17 protein-coding genes are annotated in these 21028 nt (G+C 64.0%); 5 read left to right on the top strand and 12 right to left on the bottom strand.

Annotated features, from left to right (window positions below; all coding sequences use genetic code 11):
* Nucleotides 1-7: 7 nt before the first annotated feature.
* Genes YH64_RS07620 through YH64_RS07630 form a run of 3 tightly spaced genes read right to left on the bottom strand, consistent with a single transcriptional unit; the run spans nt 8 to nt 2562 of the window.
* On the bottom strand, nt 8-1042 hold the full coding sequence (locus YH64_RS07620; RefSeq protein ID WP_046805296.1) for a heme A synthase: 1035 nt from the start codon (nt 1040-1042) through the stop codon (nt 8-10).
* 48 nt (nt 1043-1090) lie between these two features.
* Nucleotides 1091-1720, bottom strand: coding sequence for a hypothetical protein (locus YH64_RS07625; RefSeq protein ID WP_185975343.1), 630 nt, complete (start codon nt 1718-1720; stop codon nt 1091-1093).
* Between the two features lie 35 nt (nt 1721-1755).
* Complete coding sequence (locus YH64_RS07630) at nt 1756-2562, bottom strand: SURF1 family protein (RefSeq protein WP_046805295.1); 807 nt, start codon at nt 2560-2562, stop codon at nt 1756-1758.
* A 36-nt stretch (nt 2563-2598) separates the two neighbouring features.
* Between YH64_RS07630 and YH64_RS07635 the strand changes: the two genes are divergently transcribed.
* Nucleotides 2599-2799, top strand: coding sequence for a twin transmembrane helix small protein (locus YH64_RS07635; RefSeq protein ID WP_006216871.1), 201 nt, complete (start codon nt 2599-2601; stop codon nt 2797-2799).
* Between the two features lie 112 nt (nt 2800-2911).
* Here the strand turns inward: YH64_RS07635 and YH64_RS07640 are convergent, their stop codons facing one another.
* The 5 genes from YH64_RS07640 to coxB form a co-directional block, all read right to left on the bottom strand.
* Nucleotides 2912-3787, bottom strand: coding sequence for a cytochrome c oxidase subunit 3 (locus YH64_RS07640; protein ID WP_006216870.1), 876 nt, complete (start codon nt 3785-3787; stop codon nt 2912-2914).
* 36 nt (nt 3788-3823) lie between these two features.
* Nucleotides 3824-4048, bottom strand: coding sequence for a DUF2970 domain-containing protein (locus YH64_RS07645; RefSeq protein WP_006216869.1), 225 nt, complete (start codon nt 4046-4048; stop codon nt 3824-3826).
* Nucleotides 4049-4054: 6 nt separating this feature from the next.
* Nucleotides 4055-4180, bottom strand: coding sequence for a cytochrome oxidase small assembly protein (locus YH64_RS30340; protein ID WP_046805294.1), 126 nt, complete (start codon nt 4178-4180; stop codon nt 4055-4057).
* Nucleotides 4181-4210: 30 nt separating this feature from the next.
* The gene (ctaD, locus tag YH64_RS07650; protein ID WP_046805293.1) at nt 4211-5818 is read right to left on the bottom strand and encodes a cytochrome c oxidase subunit I; all 1608 of its coding nucleotides are present in this window, start codon (nt 5816-5818) and stop codon (nt 4211-4213) included.
* A gap of 105 nt (nt 5819-5923) precedes the next feature.
* Nucleotides 5924-7081 carry a cytochrome c oxidase subunit II gene (gene coxB, locus YH64_RS07655; RefSeq protein ID WP_046805292.1) on the bottom strand — a complete coding sequence of 386 codons (1158 nt, stop codon included), beginning with the start codon at nt 7079-7081 and terminating at the stop codon, nt 5924-5926.
* A gap of 300 nt (nt 7082-7381) precedes the next feature.
* Here coxB and YH64_RS07660 point away from each other — a divergent pair, with 300 nt between their 5' ends.
* The gene (locus YH64_RS07660; RefSeq protein WP_046805291.1) at nt 7382-8188 is read left to right on the top strand and encodes an NUDIX hydrolase family protein; all 807 of its coding nucleotides are present in this window, start codon (nt 7382-7384) and stop codon (nt 8186-8188) included.
* Nucleotides 8189-8194: 6 nt separating this feature from the next.
* Here the strand turns inward: YH64_RS07660 and YH64_RS07665 are convergent, their stop codons facing one another.
* Nucleotides 8195-10870 carry a cation:proton antiporter gene (locus YH64_RS07665; protein WP_046805290.1) on the bottom strand — a complete coding sequence of 892 codons (2676 nt, stop codon included), beginning with the start codon at nt 10868-10870 and terminating at the stop codon, nt 8195-8197.
* Between the two features lie 234 nt (nt 10871-11104).
* Between YH64_RS07665 and YH64_RS07670 the strand changes: the two genes are divergently transcribed.
* Nucleotides 11105-11896, top strand: a complete 792-nt coding sequence (locus YH64_RS07670; protein WP_255444194.1) for a phosphodiesterase — start codon at nt 11105-11107, stop codon at nt 11894-11896.
* A gap of 321 nt (nt 11897-12217) precedes the next feature.
* Here the strand turns inward: YH64_RS07670 and rpoH are convergent, their stop codons facing one another.
* The 3 genes from rpoH to fghA all read right to left on the bottom strand — a co-directional run bounded on the left by rpoH (nt 12218) and on the right by fghA (nt 14906).
* On the bottom strand, nt 12218-13138 hold the full coding sequence (gene rpoH, locus YH64_RS07675; protein ID WP_370512728.1) for an RNA polymerase sigma factor RpoH: 921 nt from the start codon (nt 13136-13138) through the stop codon (nt 12218-12220).
* A gap of 115 nt (nt 13139-13253) precedes the next feature.
* Nucleotides 13254-13943, bottom strand: coding sequence for a hypothetical protein (locus tag YH64_RS07680; RefSeq protein ID WP_046805287.1), 690 nt, complete (start codon nt 13941-13943; stop codon nt 13254-13256).
* A 96-nt stretch (nt 13944-14039) separates the two neighbouring features.
* Complete coding sequence (gene fghA / locus YH64_RS07685; RefSeq protein WP_046805286.1) at nt 14040-14906, bottom strand: S-formylglutathione hydrolase; 867 nt, start codon at nt 14904-14906, stop codon at nt 14040-14042.
* Nucleotides 14907-15136: 230 nt separating this feature from the next.
* Here fghA and YH64_RS07690 point away from each other — a divergent pair, with 230 nt between their 5' ends.
* Both YH64_RS07690 and YH64_RS07695 read left to right on the top strand, forming a co-directional pair.
* Nucleotides 15137-15895, top strand: a complete 759-nt coding sequence (locus tag YH64_RS07690) for a hypothetical protein (RefSeq protein ID WP_104144712.1) — start codon at nt 15137-15139, stop codon at nt 15893-15895.
* A 391-nt stretch (nt 15896-16286) separates the two neighbouring features.
* The gene (locus tag YH64_RS07695) at nt 16287-21026 is read left to right on the top strand and encodes a glutamate synthase-related protein (protein ID WP_046805283.1); all 4740 of its coding nucleotides are present in this window, start codon (nt 16287-16289) and stop codon (nt 21024-21026) included.
* The last annotated feature ends 2 nt before the right edge of the window (nt 21027-21028 follow it).

A 21028-nucleotide genomic window follows, 5' to 3' on the forward strand; every position in this document is an offset into this window, starting at 1 on the left:
CCCTATTTTAAACGCGCACCGAATTGGGGCCATAGCCCCCTGCCGGCACGCTTCCCGCCGTGGACAAGCGCACCATCAGCACCACGGCGGCCAAGGTCAAACCGGCCGCGCCCCCATTGTGCAACACCGCGATCAGCAAGGGCCACTGGAAAAAGATGGTCGTCAGGCCGGTGAACAGCTGGGCGGCCAACAGCGCCAACATCAGCGTGGCCGGGCCGCGCAGGCCCGGTTCGGCCCGCAACCGCCATGCCAGCGTGCCCAGGTACAGGAACACGACGAAGGCAAAATTGCGGTGCACCCAATGAATCGCGGTCAGCGCGGGTTGCGAGATCATTTCCCCCGAGGGCAATTCACCCAGGCCACGGATCACGGAATAGCCGCCGTGAAAATCCATGTCCGGCACCCACTGCCCGTGGCACATGGGAAAGTCCATGCAGGCCAGCGCCGCGTAGTTGGTGCTGACCCAGCCGCCCAGCGTCACCTGCACCAGCAGCAGGCCGAAGCCCGCCGCCACCCACGGCTTCCAGCGCTTGGCCGCCGCGGCGATCGCCAGATGCGGGCGTTCACGCGCCGACAACCAGGTCATCAGCGCCAGCACCGACAAGCCGAACACCAGATGGGCCGTCACCACGGCGGGCATCAGCTTGTGCGTGACGGTCCACGCGCCGAACGCGCCCTGCACGCACACGGCCACCAGGGTGGTCACGGCCAGCGCGGGCGACCGGCCCAGTTCACGGCGATAGCGCCACGCCATGTAGACGATGCCGATGATGAGCATGCCCAGGATGGAGCCCACGTAGCGGTGGATCATTTCGATCCAGGCCTTGGACATGGTCACCGGGCCGAACGGCATGGCTTGTGACGCCTGGTGGATGTCGCCCTGTGCGCCCAGCGGCGTCACGCTGCCGTAGCAGCCGGGCCAGTCGGGGCAACCCAGGCCGGAATCCGTCAGGCGCACGAACGCGCCGAACATGATGAGGTCCAGCGTCAGGAACCAGGTAAAGAAAACGAGCTTGCGATAACGCGCTTTGATGCGTTCCATGTCAACCAGGAAAAAAAGAAAATGCCCGCGCCCCTCGGGGGAAATCCGTCAACCGATGCGCGAGTTATAGACGAGCTTGCTGATGTCCTTGCGCACTTTGACGCCATCGGCATCGGCAGGGTACTGCATCATCAGGTTGCCCAGCGGGTCGATTACCCACATGGGGTCCTGCAACGGCGGCTGTCCGGCGGCGCTATCGCGGGCCAGCAGGTAGCGGGCAAGCTGGTCCGGGTTCACGCGCAGCATGACCGTGCCTTGATAGGCTTCCAGTACCTTTTCGGGGACGGGGGCATCGTCGGTGATGAACCAGACGCGCGCCAGGCGGTCCACGTTCTTGCCCTGACTGGCATGCGTGTTGCGCGTGATGTAGAGCTTGCGCGCACAGCTTTCGGGGCAGGCGGCGCCGTCGGCGGCCACCAGCAGCCATTTGCCCTTGAGGCTTTGCAGGTCGAAGGGCTTGCCGTCCAGGGTGGTCAGCTTCAGGTCGGCGGCGGCGGGCATGGGCCGCTGGGGCGAGACCAGCGTGCCGTAGTTGCTGGAATCCGATGGCCACCACTGCGGGTTCATGTAGACGACGAAGGCGGCCACGATGGGCGCCAGCGAACACAGGAACACCAGCACCATGGGCATCAACGAGCGCTTGCGCGCGGGCGGACGGGATGAAATGTCGCGAGCCACTTTATATCCTGGAAAAGTCTTTCATTGATGCGCGCTCAAGGCTTTGGACCTTGTCCCGCGCGCTGGCGCATGCGCTTGATGGCGCCCCCCAGCACCACCAGCCATGCGATGGCGGCAATCGAAGCAAACGCAAACCACTGCACGGCGTAAGACGTGTTTTTCTGAAAGTCCACCGGCGGCTGCGGCCAGTCGCGCACCAGGCCGTCGGCACTGTTCTGGCCGGGCTGGCCGGTCTGGGTCAGCACGACAGGCAGCAGGTTCAGCCCCGTTGCGCGGGCATAGGCGTCCAGCGGCAAGTTCTGGACCTGCGGCAACGTGCCGCCCGCGATGGGCCACGTGGCGGGCAGGGCGGATTGGTCCTGCCCACCCAGCGACCACAATTCGAACATGCGCGGCACGCGTTCGGCCATTTCGCCGGTGATGGTCTGCGGGCCTTGCGGCGTGGCGGGCAGCGCGGGTTCGCCCTGGCCCGGCATGACGCGGGGCAACCAGCCGCGCAGCACCAGCACGGCCTGGCGCGACGAGGCATCCAGCAACAGCGGCGTGGCCAGCCAATAGCCCGGCCGCCCTTCGTGGTTGCGATTGTCCAGCAGTACACTGAATTGCGGCAGCCACGCGCCCGTAGCCTGCGCCACGCGCCACGGCGTCAGGTCATCGGACGGGGTAGCGGGCGTGAGCATCACCGGCGCTTGCTTGCGGCCCGCTTCGATAGCGGCCAGAATGGCGCGTCGCTCATCGCTGCGACGCAACTGCCACTGCCCGAGCGACGCCAGAATCACCACGGCAACGCCAAGCAGAATCAAGGCGGCTATGGTGTTGCGGGTTGAATGCGGTCGGGCCATGTATCGTTGCTAACTCTGTTTTGTCCGGAGACCACCATGCGCGTTTTCGTCGTACTGGCCTTCATCGGAATTCTGGCCAGTCTGGCATCCGCCCTGGTCTATCTGATGCGGGACAAAGGGTCCACCAGCCGCACCGTCAATGCGCTGACCGTGCGCATCGGGCTATCGGTTGCCCTGTTTCTGTTTGTGCTGTTCGCCCACCACATGGGCTGGATCGAGAGCACGGGCCTGCGCTGACGCGCCGGCCCCGGCGTGCGGCAAGCCTGAAAAGGAATCGGGCGCCGCGCGTTAATCGACAGGGTTATCGCCCTGGAGTTCCGCGCGGCGCCCAACTTGCGGCGCCGCCAGCCTAGAACCAGTACACAAACAGGTACAGGCCCAGCCACACCACGTCCACAAAGTGCCAGTACCACGCGGCGCCTTCAAAGCCGAAGTGATGATCGGCGGTGAAGTGCCCGCGCATCAAGCGCACCAGAATCACCGTCAGCATGGTGGCGCCCAGGATCACGTGGAATCCGTGGAAACCGGTCAGCATGTAGAACAGCGAACCGTACGCGCCCGAATTGAATTTCAGGTTCAGTTCGGTATAGGCGTGATGGTATTCGGCGGCCTGACAGGCCACGAAGATAAAGCCCAGGATGACCGTGGCGGCCAGCCAGAACATCGTCTTGCCACGATGGTTTTCGCGCAGCGCGTGGTGCGCGATGGTCAGCGTGACGCCCGAGGAAAGCAGCAGCGCGGTGTTGATCGTGGGCAGCCAGAACGGGCCTACCGTCTGGAACTCTTCGACTACGCCGGCCGGCCCGAAGTTGGGCCATGCGGCCTTGAAGTCGGGCCACAGCATCAGGCGGTGATCGATGTCGCCCAGCCACGGCGTGGTGATGGTGCGGGTGTACCAGAGCGCACCGAAGAACGCCGCGAAGAACATCACTTCCGAGAAAATGAACCAGCTCATGCCCCAGCGGTACGAACCGTCGATGCGCTTGCTGTTCAGGCCGGCTTCGGATTCCTGGATGGCGTCGCCGAACCAGTAATACAGCACCACGATCAAACCGATAAAGCCCGCCAGCACGGACCATTTTGCCCAGCTGACCCCGTTGATCCAGCCCGCGGCGCCCAGCCCCATGAACAGCAGCGCCACCGCCGTACGCACGGGATGCCCCGAGTCGGCGGGCACAAAGTAGTACGGTGCCTCTTTACCTTGAACCGAGTGGCTTGCACTCATGGCTTTCTCCCTGGTACAGATTTAGATTTAAGTGATTCAAGTCAGGCTGGAAACGGCCCAACGCACAATTAATACCAGCACAGTCACGAAGATTGCCGCCGCCAGCAGCCCAGCCAGAATCACGTGCACCGGGTTCAGCTTGGCGCTGTCTTCCCGGTAGCCCGCGCCCTTGCGTACGCCAAAGAACCCCCACGCCACCGCCTTCATCGTCTGAAGGAAACTGAGCTTGCGGCGTGAGGTTTCGTGCAGGTCGTCGCTCATGGGGGCCTAACCGACCGCGTTGCCCGTCAGCAGCGCCGAACCGCGAAACACGGTCCAGCCGAACACGGCAATGACGAAGGCCACGAGGACCCATCCTGCAATCTTGTTACGGCGGCGCTGCTCGGGAGTCATTGCTGTGCTACCTGGATCGTGGAAGACGGTTTACTTCACTTCGGGCGGGGTTTCGAAGGTGTGGAACGGGGCGGGCGAAGGCACCGTCCATTCCAGCCCTTCGGCGCCTTCCCACGGCTTGGCGGCCGCCGGTTCACCCTTGCCCATGTAGCAACGAATGATCGCCCACAGGAAGATCAGCTGCGACAGGCCGAACCAGAACGCGCCGATGGTGGCCATCTGGTGGAAGGTCGTGAATTGCGCGGCGTAGTCGGCGTAGCGACGCGGCATGCCGGCCAGCCCCAGGAAGTGCATGGGGAAGAAAGTCACGTTGAAGGAAATCAGCGTGGACCAGAAGTGCAGCTTGCCCAGCTTTTCGCTGTACATGCGGCCCGTCCACTTCGGCACCCAGTAGTAAGCGCCCGCGAACAGCGCGAACAGCGAACCGGCCACCAGCACGTAGTGGAAGTGCGCCACCACGTAATAGGTGTCGTGCACCTGGATGTCGATGGGGGCCACCGACAGGATCAGGCCGGTAAAGCCGCCCATGGTGAACACGAAGATGAAGCCGATCGAGAACAGCATCGGCGTTTCGAACGTCATGGAGCCGCGCCACATGGTGGCGACCCAGTTGAACACCTTCACCCCGGTGGGGATGGAGATGAGCATGGTGGCGTACATGAAGTAAAGCTGGCCGGTGACCGGCATGCCCGTCGTGAACATGTGGTGGGCCCACACGATGAACGACAGCACGGCAATGGACGCGGTGGCGTACACCATCGAGGCGTAGCCGAACAGCTTCTTGCGGGCGAACGCGGGCACGATGGCCGACACGATACCGAACGCCGGCAAGATCATGATGTAGACCTCGGGGTGTCCGAAGAACCAGAACACGTGCTGGTACAGAACCGGGTCGCCACCGGCGGCGGCGTTAAAGAAGCCCGTGCCGAAGTGGCGGTCGGTCAGCACCATGGTGATGGCGGCGGCCAGCACCGGCATCACGGCCAGCAGCAGGAACGCGGTGATCAGCCAGGTCCAGCAGAACAGCGGCATCTTCATCAGCGTGAGGCCGGGGGCGCGCATGTTCAGGATGGTCACGATGATGTTGATCGCGCCCATGATCGAGGACGCGCCCATCAAGTGCATCGCAAAAATGCCCAGGTCCATGCCCGGACCCATCTGCAACGACAGCGGTGCGTACAGCGTCCAGCCGGCGGCGGTGGCGCCACCCGGCACGAAGAACGACGCGGTCAGCATGATGGCTGCCACCGGCAGCAACCAGAAGCTGAAGTTGTTCATGCGCGCGAACGCCATGTCGGATGCGCCGATCTGCATCGGGATCATCCAGTTCGCAAAGCCCACGAAGGCCGGCATGATGGCGCCGAACACCATGATGATGCCGTGCATGGTGGTGAACTGGTTGAACAGTTCGGGGCGGAAGAATTGCAGACCCGGCTCGAACAATTCGGTACGCAGCAGCAAGGCTAGCGTGCCGCCTTCCAGCAACATGGCAAACGAGAAGATGAGATACATCGTCCCGATGTCTTTATGGTTCGTGGCGAAAAGCCAGCGACGCCAACCCGAAGGCATGGCGTGGTGGTGGTCATCGTGACCGTGGCCGTGGCCCGGCGACACGTGGTCTACAGTGACGCTGCTCATGATGGACTCCTTCCTGCTGAGTGCCGGCCCCGATCCACGGGACCGGCAGGGTATCTCTAACTAAACGGAACCGGTTCTATCGGTGTAGGGCGCAGGGCTGCGCGATCAACGCGCGGCCGCAACGTCCTTCGGTAGAACCGTCGGGTCCTGCCCCTTGCCTGCATTGCTCCAGGCATGGCGTGTATAGCTGATGACCGCTGCGATCTCGACATCATTGAGCTGCCCGCCAAATGCCGCCATCGCGGTGCCGGGCTTGCCCTTGAGCACGGTGTTGATCTGGCCCGCCTTGGGGCCTAGAACAACCTTGTCTCCGTCGAGTGCCGGGAAGCTGCCCGGGATGCCCTTGCCGTTGGCCTGGTGACAGGCCACGCAATTCGCGGCGAAGACTTTTTCGCCACGGGCAACCAGTTCGGTTTCCGTCCACTCTTTATTAGGATCGTCGGCGTTTGCCGCCATTTTCTTCTTTTGGTCTTCAACCCACTTATCGTAGTCCGCTTGCGCCAGGACTTCGACAACGATGGGCATGAAGGCGTGGTCCTTGCCGCACAGTTCGGCGCACTGGCCCCGGTAGATGCCCGGGGTATCGGCACGGAACCAGGCGTCGCGCAGGAAGCCGGGGATGGCGTCCTGCTTGACGCCGAAGTCGGGGATCATCCACGAGTGGATCACGTCGGCCGCGGTCAGCACGACCCGGACCTTTTTGTCCACCGGCACCACCATGTGGTTGTCCACTTCCATCAGATAGAACTCGCCCTTGGGCTCGCGGTTCTCGATCTGCGCGCGGGGCGTGGACAATGTGGACAGGAACTTGACGCCGGCGGCAGGGCCGTCGAGGTACTCGTAGCCCCACTTCCATTGATAGCCGGTGACCTTGATGGTGAGGTCGGCGCTTGAGGTGTCCTTCATGGCCACGACCGTCTTGGTCGCCGGCAGCGCCATGGCGATGACGATGATGAAGGGGATGACCGTCCAGGCCACTTCCACGCCCAGATGCTCGTGGAAAGTCGCCGCCTTGTGCCCGCGAGATTTGCGGTGCGCCCAGATGGAATAGAACATCACCCCGAACACACCGATGAAGATCACGATACAGATCGTGAGCAGCATCCAATGCAGCCACATGATGTCGCGTGATATTGCGGTCACGCCTTCATGCAGGTTCAGCTGATTGACCTTCGGGCCGCCGGGCATGTCTTGCACCTGAGCACCGGCCACGCTGCCAATCAGCATCGCACAAGCCCCCAGTATCCCTCTCCACTTCTTCATGCTTACCTCGAAACACGGCGCGAGGGCCCTTGTCGCCTAGTGGCACGAGTGTCACTTCAACAGGACTACGCGCAATTATTAGATGGCAGGGTTAAGCAGGGAGATAGAGCGGCCCCCGCGTTCCCACTCGAAATCACAAAGAAACTGGCGGATTATAGCGGACACGCAAATAGATGTAAGACAAGGCACTTGAATAAAAGGGGCCTGCCCCCATCTGCGCTCGCCCCGCGTTCGACCCTTGACGCGCGCCGCAAACCGTGTGGCATAAAATCGTCGCCACCCTCATCACAACACGCCAAGATGCCCAAGCAGTTGTCCGATCTGTATGCCGACCTGTGCGCCCGCGCGCAGCAACCCGCCCCCGACGGCGCGCACGTTTTATATGTGGCGGGCCGGCGCTGCGGCTGGGCGACGCATGCGGCCTGCGACGCCCTGCGCGACGCCCCCGGCATCGTCTGCGACGAGGCCGCGCTGCACATCGGCGCGCACCTGAAACCGGGCGCGGAGTTGAACGCCGTGCTGGAAAACACCGCGCAACTGTTGCGCCAAGCCAACTGCTTGCGCGGCTGGCGCGATGAACTGCTGGACGTGATGGACGGCAACGAACCCGTCGGCGTGATCGAACGGGCGGCGGTGCGCCCGCTGGGCCTGCTGACGCACGCGGTGCACCTTAGTGCCTGGACGCCGGACGGCCGCATGTGGGTGGCGCGACGCGCGTTAAGCAAGTCCACCGATCCCGGTATGTGGGACACCCTGGTCGGCGGGCTGGCCGGTAGCGGCGAAGACCTGGAGCTGGCGCTGGTGCGCGAATGCGGCGAGGAAGCCGGGCTGGACCCGCACCATCTGGCCAGGCGCACGCCGCTACGCACCATCCTGCGCATTCACCGCCGGTTGCCCGAGGGCTATCAGGTGGAGGACGTGCTGACCAGCACCTGCGTGCTGGCCGCCGATGCCCGCCCCGCCAACCGGGACGGCGAAGTGATGGAGATCGCCACGCTGGATGTGGCCACCGTGCTGCGCCAGATCGAAGAAGGCGAGTTCACGCTGGAGGCGGCGCTGGTGATTGTCGAAGACATCATGCAACGCCGCGCCGCCGGCCAGATCTGACCTGACTTAGCGGGACGCGGCCCCGGGGGCATCGGCCGCGGGCTCGGCGGGCAGGCGCATGTCGGTCTGGTCGGCCGGGCCGTCCTGGCGGGATTCGCGCGCGGCGCCGGCCGCCTCGGCCGCTTCTGCCGCCTGCGCCGGGCTGGGCGCCGAAGCGGGCGCGGGCGAAGGCGTGGCCGCCGCCTGGGACGCCTGCGAGAACTGCTTCCACACCTCGATGGCGCGCAGCCGCTGCTTGGCCACCACCTGGATTCGCTCGCGCAGATGCTCATCGCGCGCCAACAGGGCGTGGAAGTCGCGCGATGTCAGCATCAGCAGCTTGCTGTAGCCCAGCGATGTGACTTCCGGCGTAATCTGCTGTTCGCCCAGCAGCCCAAGTTCGCCAAAAAACTCGCCGCTGCCCAGTTCGATCATGGTGTTGTCGGGCAGGTGCACCGCCACGGCGCCCGACGCCACGAAGCACATTTCCTCGCCGTGCCGGCCCTTGGTCAGCACCCGCTGGTCAGGCAGCGCCAGACGCGGCTTGAGCAACTTGCTGATGGCACGCAGCGAATCCGGCGACAGGCCCTCGAACAGCGGCACGCGCTTGATCAGTTCGGCCGCGCTCATTTCAATATCCAGCGGCGGGTGCGTGTCGATGTGCGCCCAGCGGCTTTTCAACTGCGCCATCAGATCCGCGTAGACCTCGCCGCTGATCAGGAACTGCTCAAGCATGTCGCGGTAGCGGATGCGTTCAAGTTCGCGCGCGACGCGGCCCAGATAGCTTTCCTGCAACCATTGCGCGTACGACGGATATTGCAGGTTCAATGCCTGCAGGGCGCTTTCGACCAGGTCAAGGCGGCGCTGGTGCAGCACCACGATGCGCTGGGTGGCGTCTTCGCCCAACAGGGGCGTGATTTGCTCGCGGGCAAACACGATCAGCCGCTGCGCCACCGAACGCTTGCTCATCAAGTTGGCAAACCGGTGGCCCAGTTCGCGCGCCAACCAGCCCTGGAAGCCGAACAGATAGTGCATCCGCAAGGCCAGTCGGAAGCCGGTGGAATAGCGCACGTCCTGCACGATGGCGCGCTCGAAGCCGGGCACACCGCCCAGCCGGATGGCGTCTTCCAGCCGCTCGGCCCGTGCCAGCAGCGTTTCCGCCATGCGCCAATCCACGATCTGCGCTTTCAGAATGTCGAAGAACATTTCCTCTTCGCGCTGCGCCACGATGGCCAGGCCCACGGCGACGCGCTGCTCGTCGCTCATCTGGCTGACCTGGCCGTCGTGCACGCTGGTCAGGCTGGCGTCGAACACGGCGCGGATGCGGTCGCGCACTTCCGTGCCGATGTGCTCGGTCTTGGCGACTTCTTCCGTCTTGCCTTGCAGGTCTTCCAAAGCCACGGCCAGCGCCTGGTTGCGGATGGTGCGTTCCACGGACGACAGCTGGTTCAGCCCCAGCATGCGTATCAGCGGCCGCAGGCTGATGCCGTTGATGAACAGCGTCAGCAGCACATAACTGGTAGTGGCCACCGCGATGAACTGGCGCGCCTCTTCCGCCACGCCGGTCTGCTCGGTCACGGCCAGGGCCAGCGCCAGCGACACGGCGCCGCGCAGCCCGCCCCACAACATCACCACTTTGTAGGGGTTGCTGACCTTGGTGCCCAGCCGCGTCAGCCCCAGCAGCGGCAACAGGCCGAACACGACAATGGCGCGCGCCACCAGGGTGGCGACGAACACCACGGCCACCAGCACCAGTTCCTGCCAATCGGCGGCCGCCATCAGCTTGGGGATGAGCATGGCCGCGAACAGGAAAATCAGGGAGTTTGCCCAGAAGCCGAACTGTTCCCAGGCGCTGGACAGGTATTCGAAGGTGGTGGGCGACATGCGCGTGCGGCCGGTGGAACCCACGACCAACCCCGCGATCACGGTCGCGACCACGCCCGAGACGTTCAGATAGTGTTCCGAAATGAAGAAGGACAGATAGGCCAGCGTCAGCGTCAACGTGATTTCGGCCGTGGGAAAGCCGCGCAACCAGGCAAACAGGAAGCAGGCCAGCCGCCCCATCGCAAAGCCGGCGATGCCGCCCCCGATGAAGTGCACGATGAAGTCGTTGAAGATGCCGCTGACGGTGAGCTCACCGTGACCGCCCAGAACGGCCAGCAACACGGAATACAGGGCGATGGACGCGGCATCGTTGAACAGGCTTTCGCCTTCGACCAGCGTCGTCAGGCGCTTGGGCGCGCCCACCTCGCGGAAAATACCGACCACGGCAACCGGGTCGGTCGTGGCCACGATGGCGCCAAGCAGCAGGCATACCACCAGGCCGTAGGACGAGATCGCGTCCAGGGTCACGCCCACCACCACGGTACAAACCACGACGGCCACAATGGCCATCATCAGGATGGGCCCGATGTCGTCCATCAACCGGCGCACGTTCATGGACAGCGCGGTTTCGAACAGCAGCACCGGCAGGAACACCATCAGGAAGGTTTCGGACGAAATCTCGAAGCGTTCCAGCGAATCCAGGAAGTCGGCGATCCAGCTGGGCGCCCAGCCGTGCACATGGATCACAATCCCCAGCAAGCAACCGACGATAGCCAACAGCACCGAGTAGGGCAGCTTGAGGCGGCCCGCCAACGGCGGCATGAAGCAAACCAGAGTGAGCAGTCCGGCCAGGCCGAACACAAGAAAACCTACATCCATGAATAGCGCCGAGTCGCGAACGGTGAAAAGTTTCACAAGAATAGCGGCATTTTCGGCGGACGCCGGGCAGGAAACCGTAGGTATCGTAGAGAATGCACGTTTCGTTACCCGGCTTGCGAAGGCAGAAACGCGTCGCGCCATGTTTTTTGGGTAATGTTCAAACGTGCAAAACCCCGACAGGAGCGGCACTTGCCACGCGTCCATTCTTTGGCCCGGCGTCACGACGCGCCCGCCATGCTTGTCCAATTGACCGACAGCCATTTGTTCGGCGAGCCCGATACATCGATGCTGGGCGTCAATACCGACGCGAGCCTGCGCGCCGTGCTGCGGCAGATCGACGCCGACGGCAAGCGCCCCGACCTGTTGCTGGCCACGGGCGACCTGTCCCAGGACGGCGAGGCGGCAGCCTATCGGCGGTTTGCGGCAATTCTGGGCCAGGCAAGCGCGCTGGCCGGTGCGCAGATCCGTTGCCTGCCGGGCAATCACGACCAGCCCGCCGTGATGCGGCAGGAACTGGCGCATTGGTCTACGCCGGTCACCGACGTGGGCGCCTGGCGCGTGGTCACGCTGGACACCACCGTGCCCGGCTCCAATGCCGGGCATCTGCCGGACAGCCAGCTGGACATGCTGGAAGCCGCGCTTGCCGAGGCGCCCGGCCGTCATACCTTGATCGCCATGCATCACAACCCGATGCAGATGGACAGCCACTGGCACGACTCGATGATGATCGACAACCCGCAGGTGCTATTCAAGCGCCTGACCCGCTGGCCGCAGGCGCGCGTGCTGTTGTGGGGCCACGTGCATCACGAATTCGATCGTCGCCGCCACAACCTTCGCATGCTGGCCACGCCGTCGACCTGCTTTCAATTCAGCATCCGCGACGGCAAGCACGTGGTGGACAACCTGGCGCCGGGTTATCGCTGGATCAAGCTTTATCAGGATGGATCGATGGCCACCGGCGTGCGTCGCGTGCAGGACGCGCTGTGGCATACAGCGCTGGCAGCGGACAACGCGCAGGCCGCATAAAAATCGGGGCACCAGATATACGAATATATGTGGTGCCCCGCAAGCATCCGTCTCATAGGGGAGGGGAAAGAGGAGAAGCCGAGACGGATGGCAAGACTGCTAACCAAAGTTCGCGGTCTACATGAAGTTAGTCGGCGCACTCTTTATTAAGTTTCTGAAGATCCCGAAATTCGCCGGCTAATTTGTATCAAGTTATTTATTAGTCCAGATGCCAGGCGGCATCGTGGCGACATCGTGGCGGCATCGGCGGAAGCATCGGTGCCAGCGCTGCAAAAAGCAAAGGGCCGCGCAAGCGGCCCTTCGTATGCAGCACCCGACGGATCAGGCAGCCAGGTTGCCGCGCATCTTCTTTAGCGCGGCGGCTTCGATCTGGCGAATGCGTTCGGCGGATACGCCGAACTCTTGTGCCAGTTCGTGCAGCGTGGCGCCGCCGTCGTCTTGCAGCCAGCGGGCTTCGACGATGCGGCGCGAGCGGGCGTCCAGCGCCTCAAGTGCGCTGTTCAGCCCGGTGCTTTGCAGTTCGTCGCGCGCCGCGCGTTCCAGCACCCGCGTGGGTTCCTGGCGGCCATCGTCTGACAGGTAGGCGATGGGCGCGTAGCTGTCGTCATCGTCGTCCTGGTTTTCCAGCGACATTTCGCGGCCCGACAGGCGCACTTCCATTTCGCTGACGTCTTCGCGGCGCACGTTCAATTCGCGCGCGATGTGGTCGACCTGGTCGGGGTCCAGCGTCTGGCCATCGGGACGCATGCTGCGCAGGTTGAAGAACAGCTTGCGCTGCGCCTTGGTCGTGGCGACCTTGACCAAGCGCCAGTTGCGGATGATGTATTCGTGGATTTCGGCCTTGATCCAGTGCACGGCAAACGACACCAGCCGCACACCGCGCTCGGGGTCGAAACGCTTAACGGCCTTCATCAGGCCAACGTTGCCTTCCTGGATCAGGTCGGCATGCGGCAAACCGTAGCCCAGGTATTGGCGCGCCACTGACACCACCAGGCGCAGGTGCGACAGAATCAGTTCACGCGCAGCGCCCAGGTCTTCCTGGTCGCGCAGGCGACGGCCCAGCTCGGTTTCACGCTCGGCCGACAAAACCGGCAAGCGGTTGACCGAAGAAATATACGCGTCGATCGTGCCAAGTGCGCCCGGATTGGCAATGGCCAACGCCAGAGCGTTGCCGGAAGCGGCCAACGAGGTACTGGGTTGTTTCATAGCGGGGGTCTCCGGAAAGCGAAGGGGTAACGACATGGATTCGATGTTAGCACTCTAGTAAAGGGAGTGCTAATTCGACTATTGCGACGCATCAAAGTTTCCATATTCTGATGCGGCCCTGTTTTTCCCAAAGCAGGGCGGCAGGCGGGTGCTACCAGCCCAGGCGTTTCAAGCCCTCGGCGGTGGCCTCGCCGTCCGGGCGGATGAACAAGGCGCCGCGCGGGTCCATGAACACCTGGTACTTCGCGCCGTCGAACAGGGGCATATATGCGCCGCTTCCGAATTGGACATCCACAAACGGAAACCAGTTCGGAAAACTTTTCTTCAGCGACCCTAAATCAGGCGCGGGCCAGTCGTCCAAGGCGTGGACAGAGCGCGTGGCCGAAGCCTCGCGGGCCGCGTCGCTATACCTGCCCGACAAGCGTTCCAGGCGATACAGCGGCGGCACGCCCGCCATCAACGCCGGCAGGCGCCAGCGCACGACGCGGGCATCGATCTGCCACTGATCTCCATATAGAACGTACTGCTTGGGGCCCACGCCCGGCGCGTCGGTGGTGACTTGGAACTGCCCCTCGGCCTGCTGCCGGACTTCAACGCGGGCCACGGATTCGTCAGCGGTCAGCCTGAAAAACTGCACCAGTGACAGGGCCAGCAGCCCGGACACACAACCCAGCAGCACCAGCATCAAGCCGAACAGCCGGCGCACCGGCCGGAACTGGAAGATCTTGCGGCCGCGCTCGTCGCGGGGTCCGCCCCGCCCAAGCAGCATGACAAGGCCGGGCAGCAGGACGACGACGGCGCCTAGCAAAATCCAGACAAAAGGGGCGAGGCCGTTGATCAAATGACGAGTTCCTATGGGACGCCGAGGGTTTCAGCCCGACGCGCCCAGGACGCCACGAGCCCGCCGCGGCAGGCATTTCAGTATAAAAGCGTGGCTTTATGCCGCCGGTTTTCCAAGGCGTTCGACGTGAAACCGGATGTGATCCTCGATGAACGTCGAGATGAAGTAATAGCCGTGGTCGTAGCCCGGTTGGCGACGCAGCGTCAGGGGCTGGTCGGCCGCTGCGCAGGCGGCTTCGAATACCTCGGGATACAACTGGTCGGCCAGGAATTGGTCGGATTCCCCCTGATCGATCAGGATGCCGGCGGGAAAGGGCTGCTTCAAGCTGCGCATCAGGACCGATGCATCGTAGGCGGCCCAATCCGTTTCGTTGCCGCCCAGGTAGGCCCCGAATGCCTTCTTGCCCCAGGGGCAAAGGCTGGGCGCCGCAATCGGTGCAAACGCCGACACCGAGCGGAACTTGCCCGGGTTGCGCAGCGCCAGCACGAGCGCGCCATGGCCACCCATGGAGTGGCCGAAGATGCCGGTGCGCGACGCGTCGCCAGGCAGGGTGTCGCCGGTGACGATGGCGTGCATCTCGTCAGTCACGTAGCTGTACATGCGATAGTGGTCGCGCCAGGCGGGCGTTACCGCGTCGACATAGAAACCGGCGCCCGTGCCCAGGTCCCAGCTTTCTTCTTCGCCGGGCACGTTGGCGCCGCGCGGGCTGGTGTCGGGCGCGACCAGCATGACGCCAAGCTCGGCCGCCAGCCGCTGCGCGCCCGCCTTGATCATGAACGTTTCTTCCGTGCAGGTCAGGCCCGCCAGATAGATCAGCACCGGCACGGGGCCGGCATCGGCTTGCGGCGGAACGAAGACCGAAAAGCGCATCGGCAGGCCGATCTGCGTGGACTCATGGCGGTAGTACCGCTGCGTACCGCCAAAACAGCGATGCTGGGAAATGAGCTCCAGGGCCACGGGCATGGACGTTCTCCGGTCGGGGGATGAAAAATTCGTCGACGGGTTAGGGTATATCCACGGTACGACGTTCCGTCGCCGAATGTTAACCTGCTGTGCATACAGGCCGGACGACAAAAAAACCCGAATCCGTGCCCATATTGTGATCACGGGACTTGACCAGCGCCCACCGTGGCACTATTTATATACCGTGAGCGAAGACAACCCGTTCTTCCAGATACGCAAGCCCTGACACTATGGCCCGTCTGCCCCGTCTGTACGCCCCTGGGCTGCCCCAACTGGTGCAGGCCAATTTCATTTCGCCGTTGGCGGCGCCGTCTCAACCCGCCCCGGCCGATATCCTGAACCAACTGGCCACCTGGCTCGGCGAATCTGCTCAACGCCATCGGGTATCGGTCCACGGCTGGTTGCTGGCCAATGACCGCATCCTGCTGCTGGCCACCCCTGCTGACGAAGAAGGGCTGCCCCGCTTGATGCAGACGCTGGGCCGCAACCTGGCGGCGCGCCTGCGTGGCGGCCGGGTCTTCGCGGGGCGCTACCGGTCCGCGCTGCTTGAACCGGGCGCGTGGGTGCTGCCGGCGCTGGTCTGGCTGGAAACGTATCCCGTGCGCAGCGGGGCATCGCAAGATCCGGATTCCTGGCCCTGGTCGTCCGCGTCCAGCCATACGGGCAACACCAATGCCGCGCCGGCGCAGTGGCAATCGGATCACGCCGACTACTGGGCTTGCGGCAACACGCCGTTCGACCGCCAGGCCAATTACCGCAAACGCTTGCAAGACGGCCTGTCGCGCGAAGAATCGCAGCGCATCGACCAGGCCGTCTCCGGCCAATGGGCATTGGGTGGCCCCAGCTTCATCGCCAGCCTGGCGCATACCGCCAGCCGGCGAGTGGCCCCGGGCCAGCGCGGTCGGCCGCGCAAGAAACCCGCGACAACGACGGAGTCGGATACGCCGCCCCCGCCCCCGCCGCCCGGTACTGGGCAAAGTTCTTCCTGATAAACGAACCCGCCGCAATCGGCGGGTTTTTCTTTGGGTTTCAGTTGCGCCCGGGCTCGCCCTTTGTGCATTTTTTGCGACACGCGCGACCGCGTTTTGCGCTTGGTTTCGTGCCGCGACTGTCCCGCTTGCCCGTCCGCTATTAAACGGGGACGCAAGGCGGAATTTTGCCCAGTTCCGGTGCATGCGCCAAACGCTTCCTCTACACCTGCCCCTGGCTAGCCAATAACGGCGCGGATGTTGTTATGTCCCCGTATTTGCGCCCTATGATGGAGCATCGATATAAATAGGGTCGCACCCCGTATGTTTCTGTTGCACCCTACTCTTGCCGGGGGTATTGTCCGACTCCTGCACTGCAACATTACGACGCAGGCCCACTGCGGAGCGCGCCATGCCCCAAATTACCCCCAACGAATCCTGTTCCACGCCCAAGGCCACCCCGATCGATGCTTCGCGCATTGGTTTTCCGGCTGCCCAGGGCCTGTACCACCCCAAGAACGAGCATGACGCCTGTGGCGTCGGATTCGTTGCGCACATCAAAGGCAAGAAAAGCCACGCGATCATCCAGCAAGGTCTGAAGATCCTTGAAAACCTGGACCACCGCGGCGCTGTCGGCGCCGACAAGCTGATGGGCGACGGCGCGGGCATTCTGATCCAGATTCCCGACACGCTCTATCGCGACGAACTGAGCCAGCAAGGCATCATCCTGCCGCCCCCGGGCGAATACGGCGTGGCCATGGTGTTCCTGCCCAAGGAAACCGCCTCGCGCCTGGCTTGCGAACAAGAGCTTGAACGCTCGGTGCGCGCTGAAGGCCAAGTCGTGCTGGGCTGGCGCAATGTGCCGGTGGATGTCGACATGCCCATGTCGCCCACGGTGCGCGACTGCGAGCCGGTCATCCGCCAACTGTTCATCGGCCGTGGCGCCGACGTGATGGTGCCCGACGCGCTGGAACGCAAGCTGTACGTGATCCGCAAGACGGCCAGCCACGCCATCCAGAACATGCATCTGGCCCACGGCAAGGAATACTTCGTGCCGTCCGCGTCGGTGCGCACCGTGGTCTACAAGGGCCTGCTGCTGGCCGACCAGGTGGGCCGTTATTACCGCGACCTGGCCGACACCCGCACGGTGTCCGCCCTGGCGCTGGTGCACCAGCGCTTCTCGACCAACACGTTCCCCGCCTGGCCGCTGGCCCACCCGTACCGCATGATTGCGCACAACGGCGAAATCAACACGGTCAAGGGCAACTTCAACTGGCTGCGCGCCCGCGAAGGCATGATGCAGTCGGCCGTGCTGGGCGACGACCTGAAAAAGCTGTACCCCATCGTCTATGAAGGCCAGTCGGACACCGCCACGTTCGACAACTGCCTGGAACTGCTGGTCAACTCCGGCTATTCCCTGGCGCACGCCATGATGATGATGATCCCGGAAGCCTGGGAACAGCACACGCAGATGGACGAGTCCCGTCGCGCGTTCTACGAATACCACGCCGCCATGATGGAGCCGTGGGACGGCCCCGCCGCCGTTGCGTTCACCGACGGCCGCCAGATCGGCGCCACGCTGGATCGCAATGGTCTGCGTCCCGCCCGCTACCTGGTCACCGATGACGACATGGTCATCCTGGCGTCCGAAGCCGGCACGCTGTCGATCCCCGAGAACCGCATCGTCAAGAAGTGGCGCCTGCAACCGGGCAAGATGTTCCTGATCGACCTGGAACAAGGCCGCATCATCGACGACGCCGAGATCAAGCTGCAACTGGCCAACAGCCGCCCGTACCGCCAATGGATCGAGCGCCTGCAGATCAAGCTGGAATCGCTGCCGGCCCCGCGCCAGGCCGCCGTCGCCACGCAGTCGCCGGTGTCGTTGCTGGATCGCCAGCAGGCATTCGGCTGGACCCAGGAAGACTACAAGTTCATCCTGGAACCCATGGCGTCCACCGGTGAGGAAGTCATCGGCTCGATGGGCAACGACGCCCCGCTGGCCGTGCTGTCCGACCGCGCCAAGCCGTTCTACAACTATTTCCGCCAGTTGTTCGCACAGGTCACGAACCCGCCCATCGACCCCATCCGCGAACAGCTGGTGATGTCGCTGGTGTCGTTCATCGGCCCCAAGCCCAACCTGCTGGACATCAACAACGTCAACCCGCCGCTGCGCCTGGAAGTGTCCCAGCCGGTGCTGGACTTTGCCGCCATGGCGCAAATCCGCGACATCGAGCAGGTCACGGGCAAGAAATTCCGCAGCTTCGAACTGGACATCACGTACCCCGCCGCCTGGGGCCCCGAGGGCATTGAAGCCCGCGTGGCCGCGCTGTGCGCGCGCGCCGTCGATGCCGTACAAAGCGGCTACAACATCCTGATCGTGTCGGACCGCCTGGTCGACAGCGAACGCGTGGCCATCCCCGCGCTGCTGGCAACGTCGGCCGTGCACCAGCACCTGATCCGCGCCGGCCTGCGTACCAACACCGGCCTGGTCGTGGAAACCGGTTCCGCGCGTGAAGTGCACCACTTCGCGCTGCTGGGCGGCTACGGCGCCGAAGCCATTCACCCCTACCTGGCGCTGGAATCGCTGGGCAAGATGAATGACCCCGAAAAGGCCGTGAAGAACTTCATCAAGGCAATCGGCAAGGGCTTGAACAAGGTCATGTCCAAGATGGGCATCTCGACCTACATGTCCTACACCGGCGCGCAGATCTTCGAAGCCGTGGGCCTGCAAAGCAACCTGGTGAACAAGTACTTCACCGGCACCTCGTCCAACATCGAAGGCATCGGCATCTTCCAGGTGGCCGAAGAAGCGCTGCGCCAGCACCGCGCGGCGTTCAGCACCGACCCGGTGCTGGCCAACGACCTGGAAGCCGGCGGCGAATACGCCTACCGCGTGCGCGGCGAAGAGCACATGTGGACGCCGGATTCCATCGCCAAGTTGCAGCACGCCTCGCGCGCCAACAACTACCGCACCTACAAGGAATACGCGCAGATCATCAACGACCAAAGCCGTCGCCACATGACCCTGCGCGGCCTGTTCGAATTCCGCTTCGATCCGTCGCGCGCCATCCCGCTGGATGACGTCGAACCCGCCAAGGACATCGTCAAGCGCTTTGCCACCGGCGCCATGTCGCTGGGCTCGATCTCGACCGAGGCGCACTCGGTGCTGGCCGTGGCCATGAACCGTATTGGCGGCAAGTCCAACACCGGCGAAGGCGGCGAAGACGAACTGCGTTACCGCGCCGAAATGCGCGAAGGCAAGAGCACCATCAAGGACGGCGACACGCTGGCCTCGCTGCTGGGCTCGGACCGCATCGAAGCCGACGTCGTCTTGAAGAAGGGCGATTCGCTGCGTTCGAAGATCAAGCAGGTGGCCTCGGGCCGTTTTGGCGTGACCGCCGAATACCTGTCGTCCGCCGACCAGATCCAGATCAAGATGGCGCAGGGCGCCAAGCCCGGCGAAGGCGGCCAGCTGCCCGGCCACAAGGTGTCGGAATACATCGCCAAGCTGCGCTATTCCGTGCCGGGCGTGGGCCTGATTTCGCCCCCGCCGCACCACGACATCTATTCCATTGAAGACCTGGCTCAGCTGATCCACGACCTGAAGAACGTCAATTCCAAGGCTTCGGTGTCGGTCAAGCTGGTGTCCGAAGTGGGCGTGGGCACGGTGGCCGCGGGTGTCGCCAAGGCCAAGGCCGATCACGTTGTGATCGCCGGCCACGACGGCGGCACGGGCGCGTCCCCGGTGTCGTCCATCAAGCACGTGGGCACGCCCTGGGAACTGGGCCTGGCCGAAACGCAGCAAACGCTGGTGCTGAACCGCCTGCGCAGCCGCATCCGCGTGCAGGCCGACGGCCAGATGAAGACCGGCCGCGACGTCGTCATCGGCGCGCTGCTGGGCGCTGACGAATTCGGTTTCGCCACGGCGCCGCTGGTTGTCGAAGGCTGCATCATGATGCGCAAGTGCCACCTGAACACCTGCCCGGTGGGCGTGGCCACGCAAGACCCGGTCCTGCGCAAGAAATTCCAGGGCAAGCCGGAACACGTCGTCAACTTCTTCTTCTTCATCGCCGAAGAAGTGCGCGAAATCATGGCGCAGCTGGGCATCCGCAAGTTCGACGACCTGATCGGCCGCGCCGATCTGCTGGACATGCGATCGGGCGTTGAGCACTGGAAGGCGCAAGGGCTGGACTTCGCCCGCGTGTTCCATCAAACGCAATCGGACGCCGACGTGCGCCAGACCGAAGAGCAGGACCACGGCCTGGCCGGCGCGCTGGATCACCAGCTGATCGACCGCAGCCGCCCCGCGCTGGAACGCGGCGAAAAGGTGTCGTTCATCGTGCCGGTGCGCAACCGCAACCGCACGATCGGCGCCATGCTGTCGGGCGCCGTGGCCTCGCGCTACGGCCACGACGGCCTGCCGGACGACACCATCCACATCCAGTGCAACGGCACCGCCGGCCAAAGCTTCGGCGCGTTCCTGGCGCACGGCATCACGATGGACCTGGTGGGCGAAGGCAACGACTACGTCGGCAAGGGCTTGTCGGGCGGCCGCATCATCGTGCGCTCGCCCAACGACTTCCGCGGCTTCGGCCCCGACCACATCATCGCTGGCAACACCGTGCTGTACGGCGCGTTGGCGGGCGAGGCGTTCTTTAACGGCGTGGCCGGCGAACGTTTCGCGGTGCGTAACTCGGGCGCGGCGACGGTTGTCGAAGGCACGGGCGACCACGGCTGCGAATACATGACGGGCGGCACGGTCGTGGTGCTGGGCGCCACGGGCCGTAACTTCGCGGCCGGCATGTCGGGCGGCGTGGCCTATGTGTGGGACCCCGAGCGCACGCTCAAGCATCGCGTCAACCTGTCGATGGTCGAACTGGAAGGGGTGGCGCCGCATGCGGAACAGCAAGCGCTGAACAACATCGACATCTGGCACAGCGCGCAGCGCGGTGGCGAACGCGAGACGGATGAAACCATCCTGCGCCGCCTGGTGGAAGACCACTTCCGCTACACCGGCAGCTACCGCGCCCGCGAGATCCTGGGCGACTGGGAAGCCTCGCGCGGCAAATTCGTAAAGGTCATGCCGACGGACTACCGTCGCGCATTGGGTGAAATGTGGCGTGCAGCCAACCAGCAACAACTGGCTGCGTGAGG

This window comes from Achromobacter sp. LC458 (assembly GCF_001005835.2).
Lineage (GTDB): Bacteria > Pseudomonadota > Gammaproteobacteria > Burkholderiales > Burkholderiaceae_B > Achromobacter > Achromobacter spanius_B.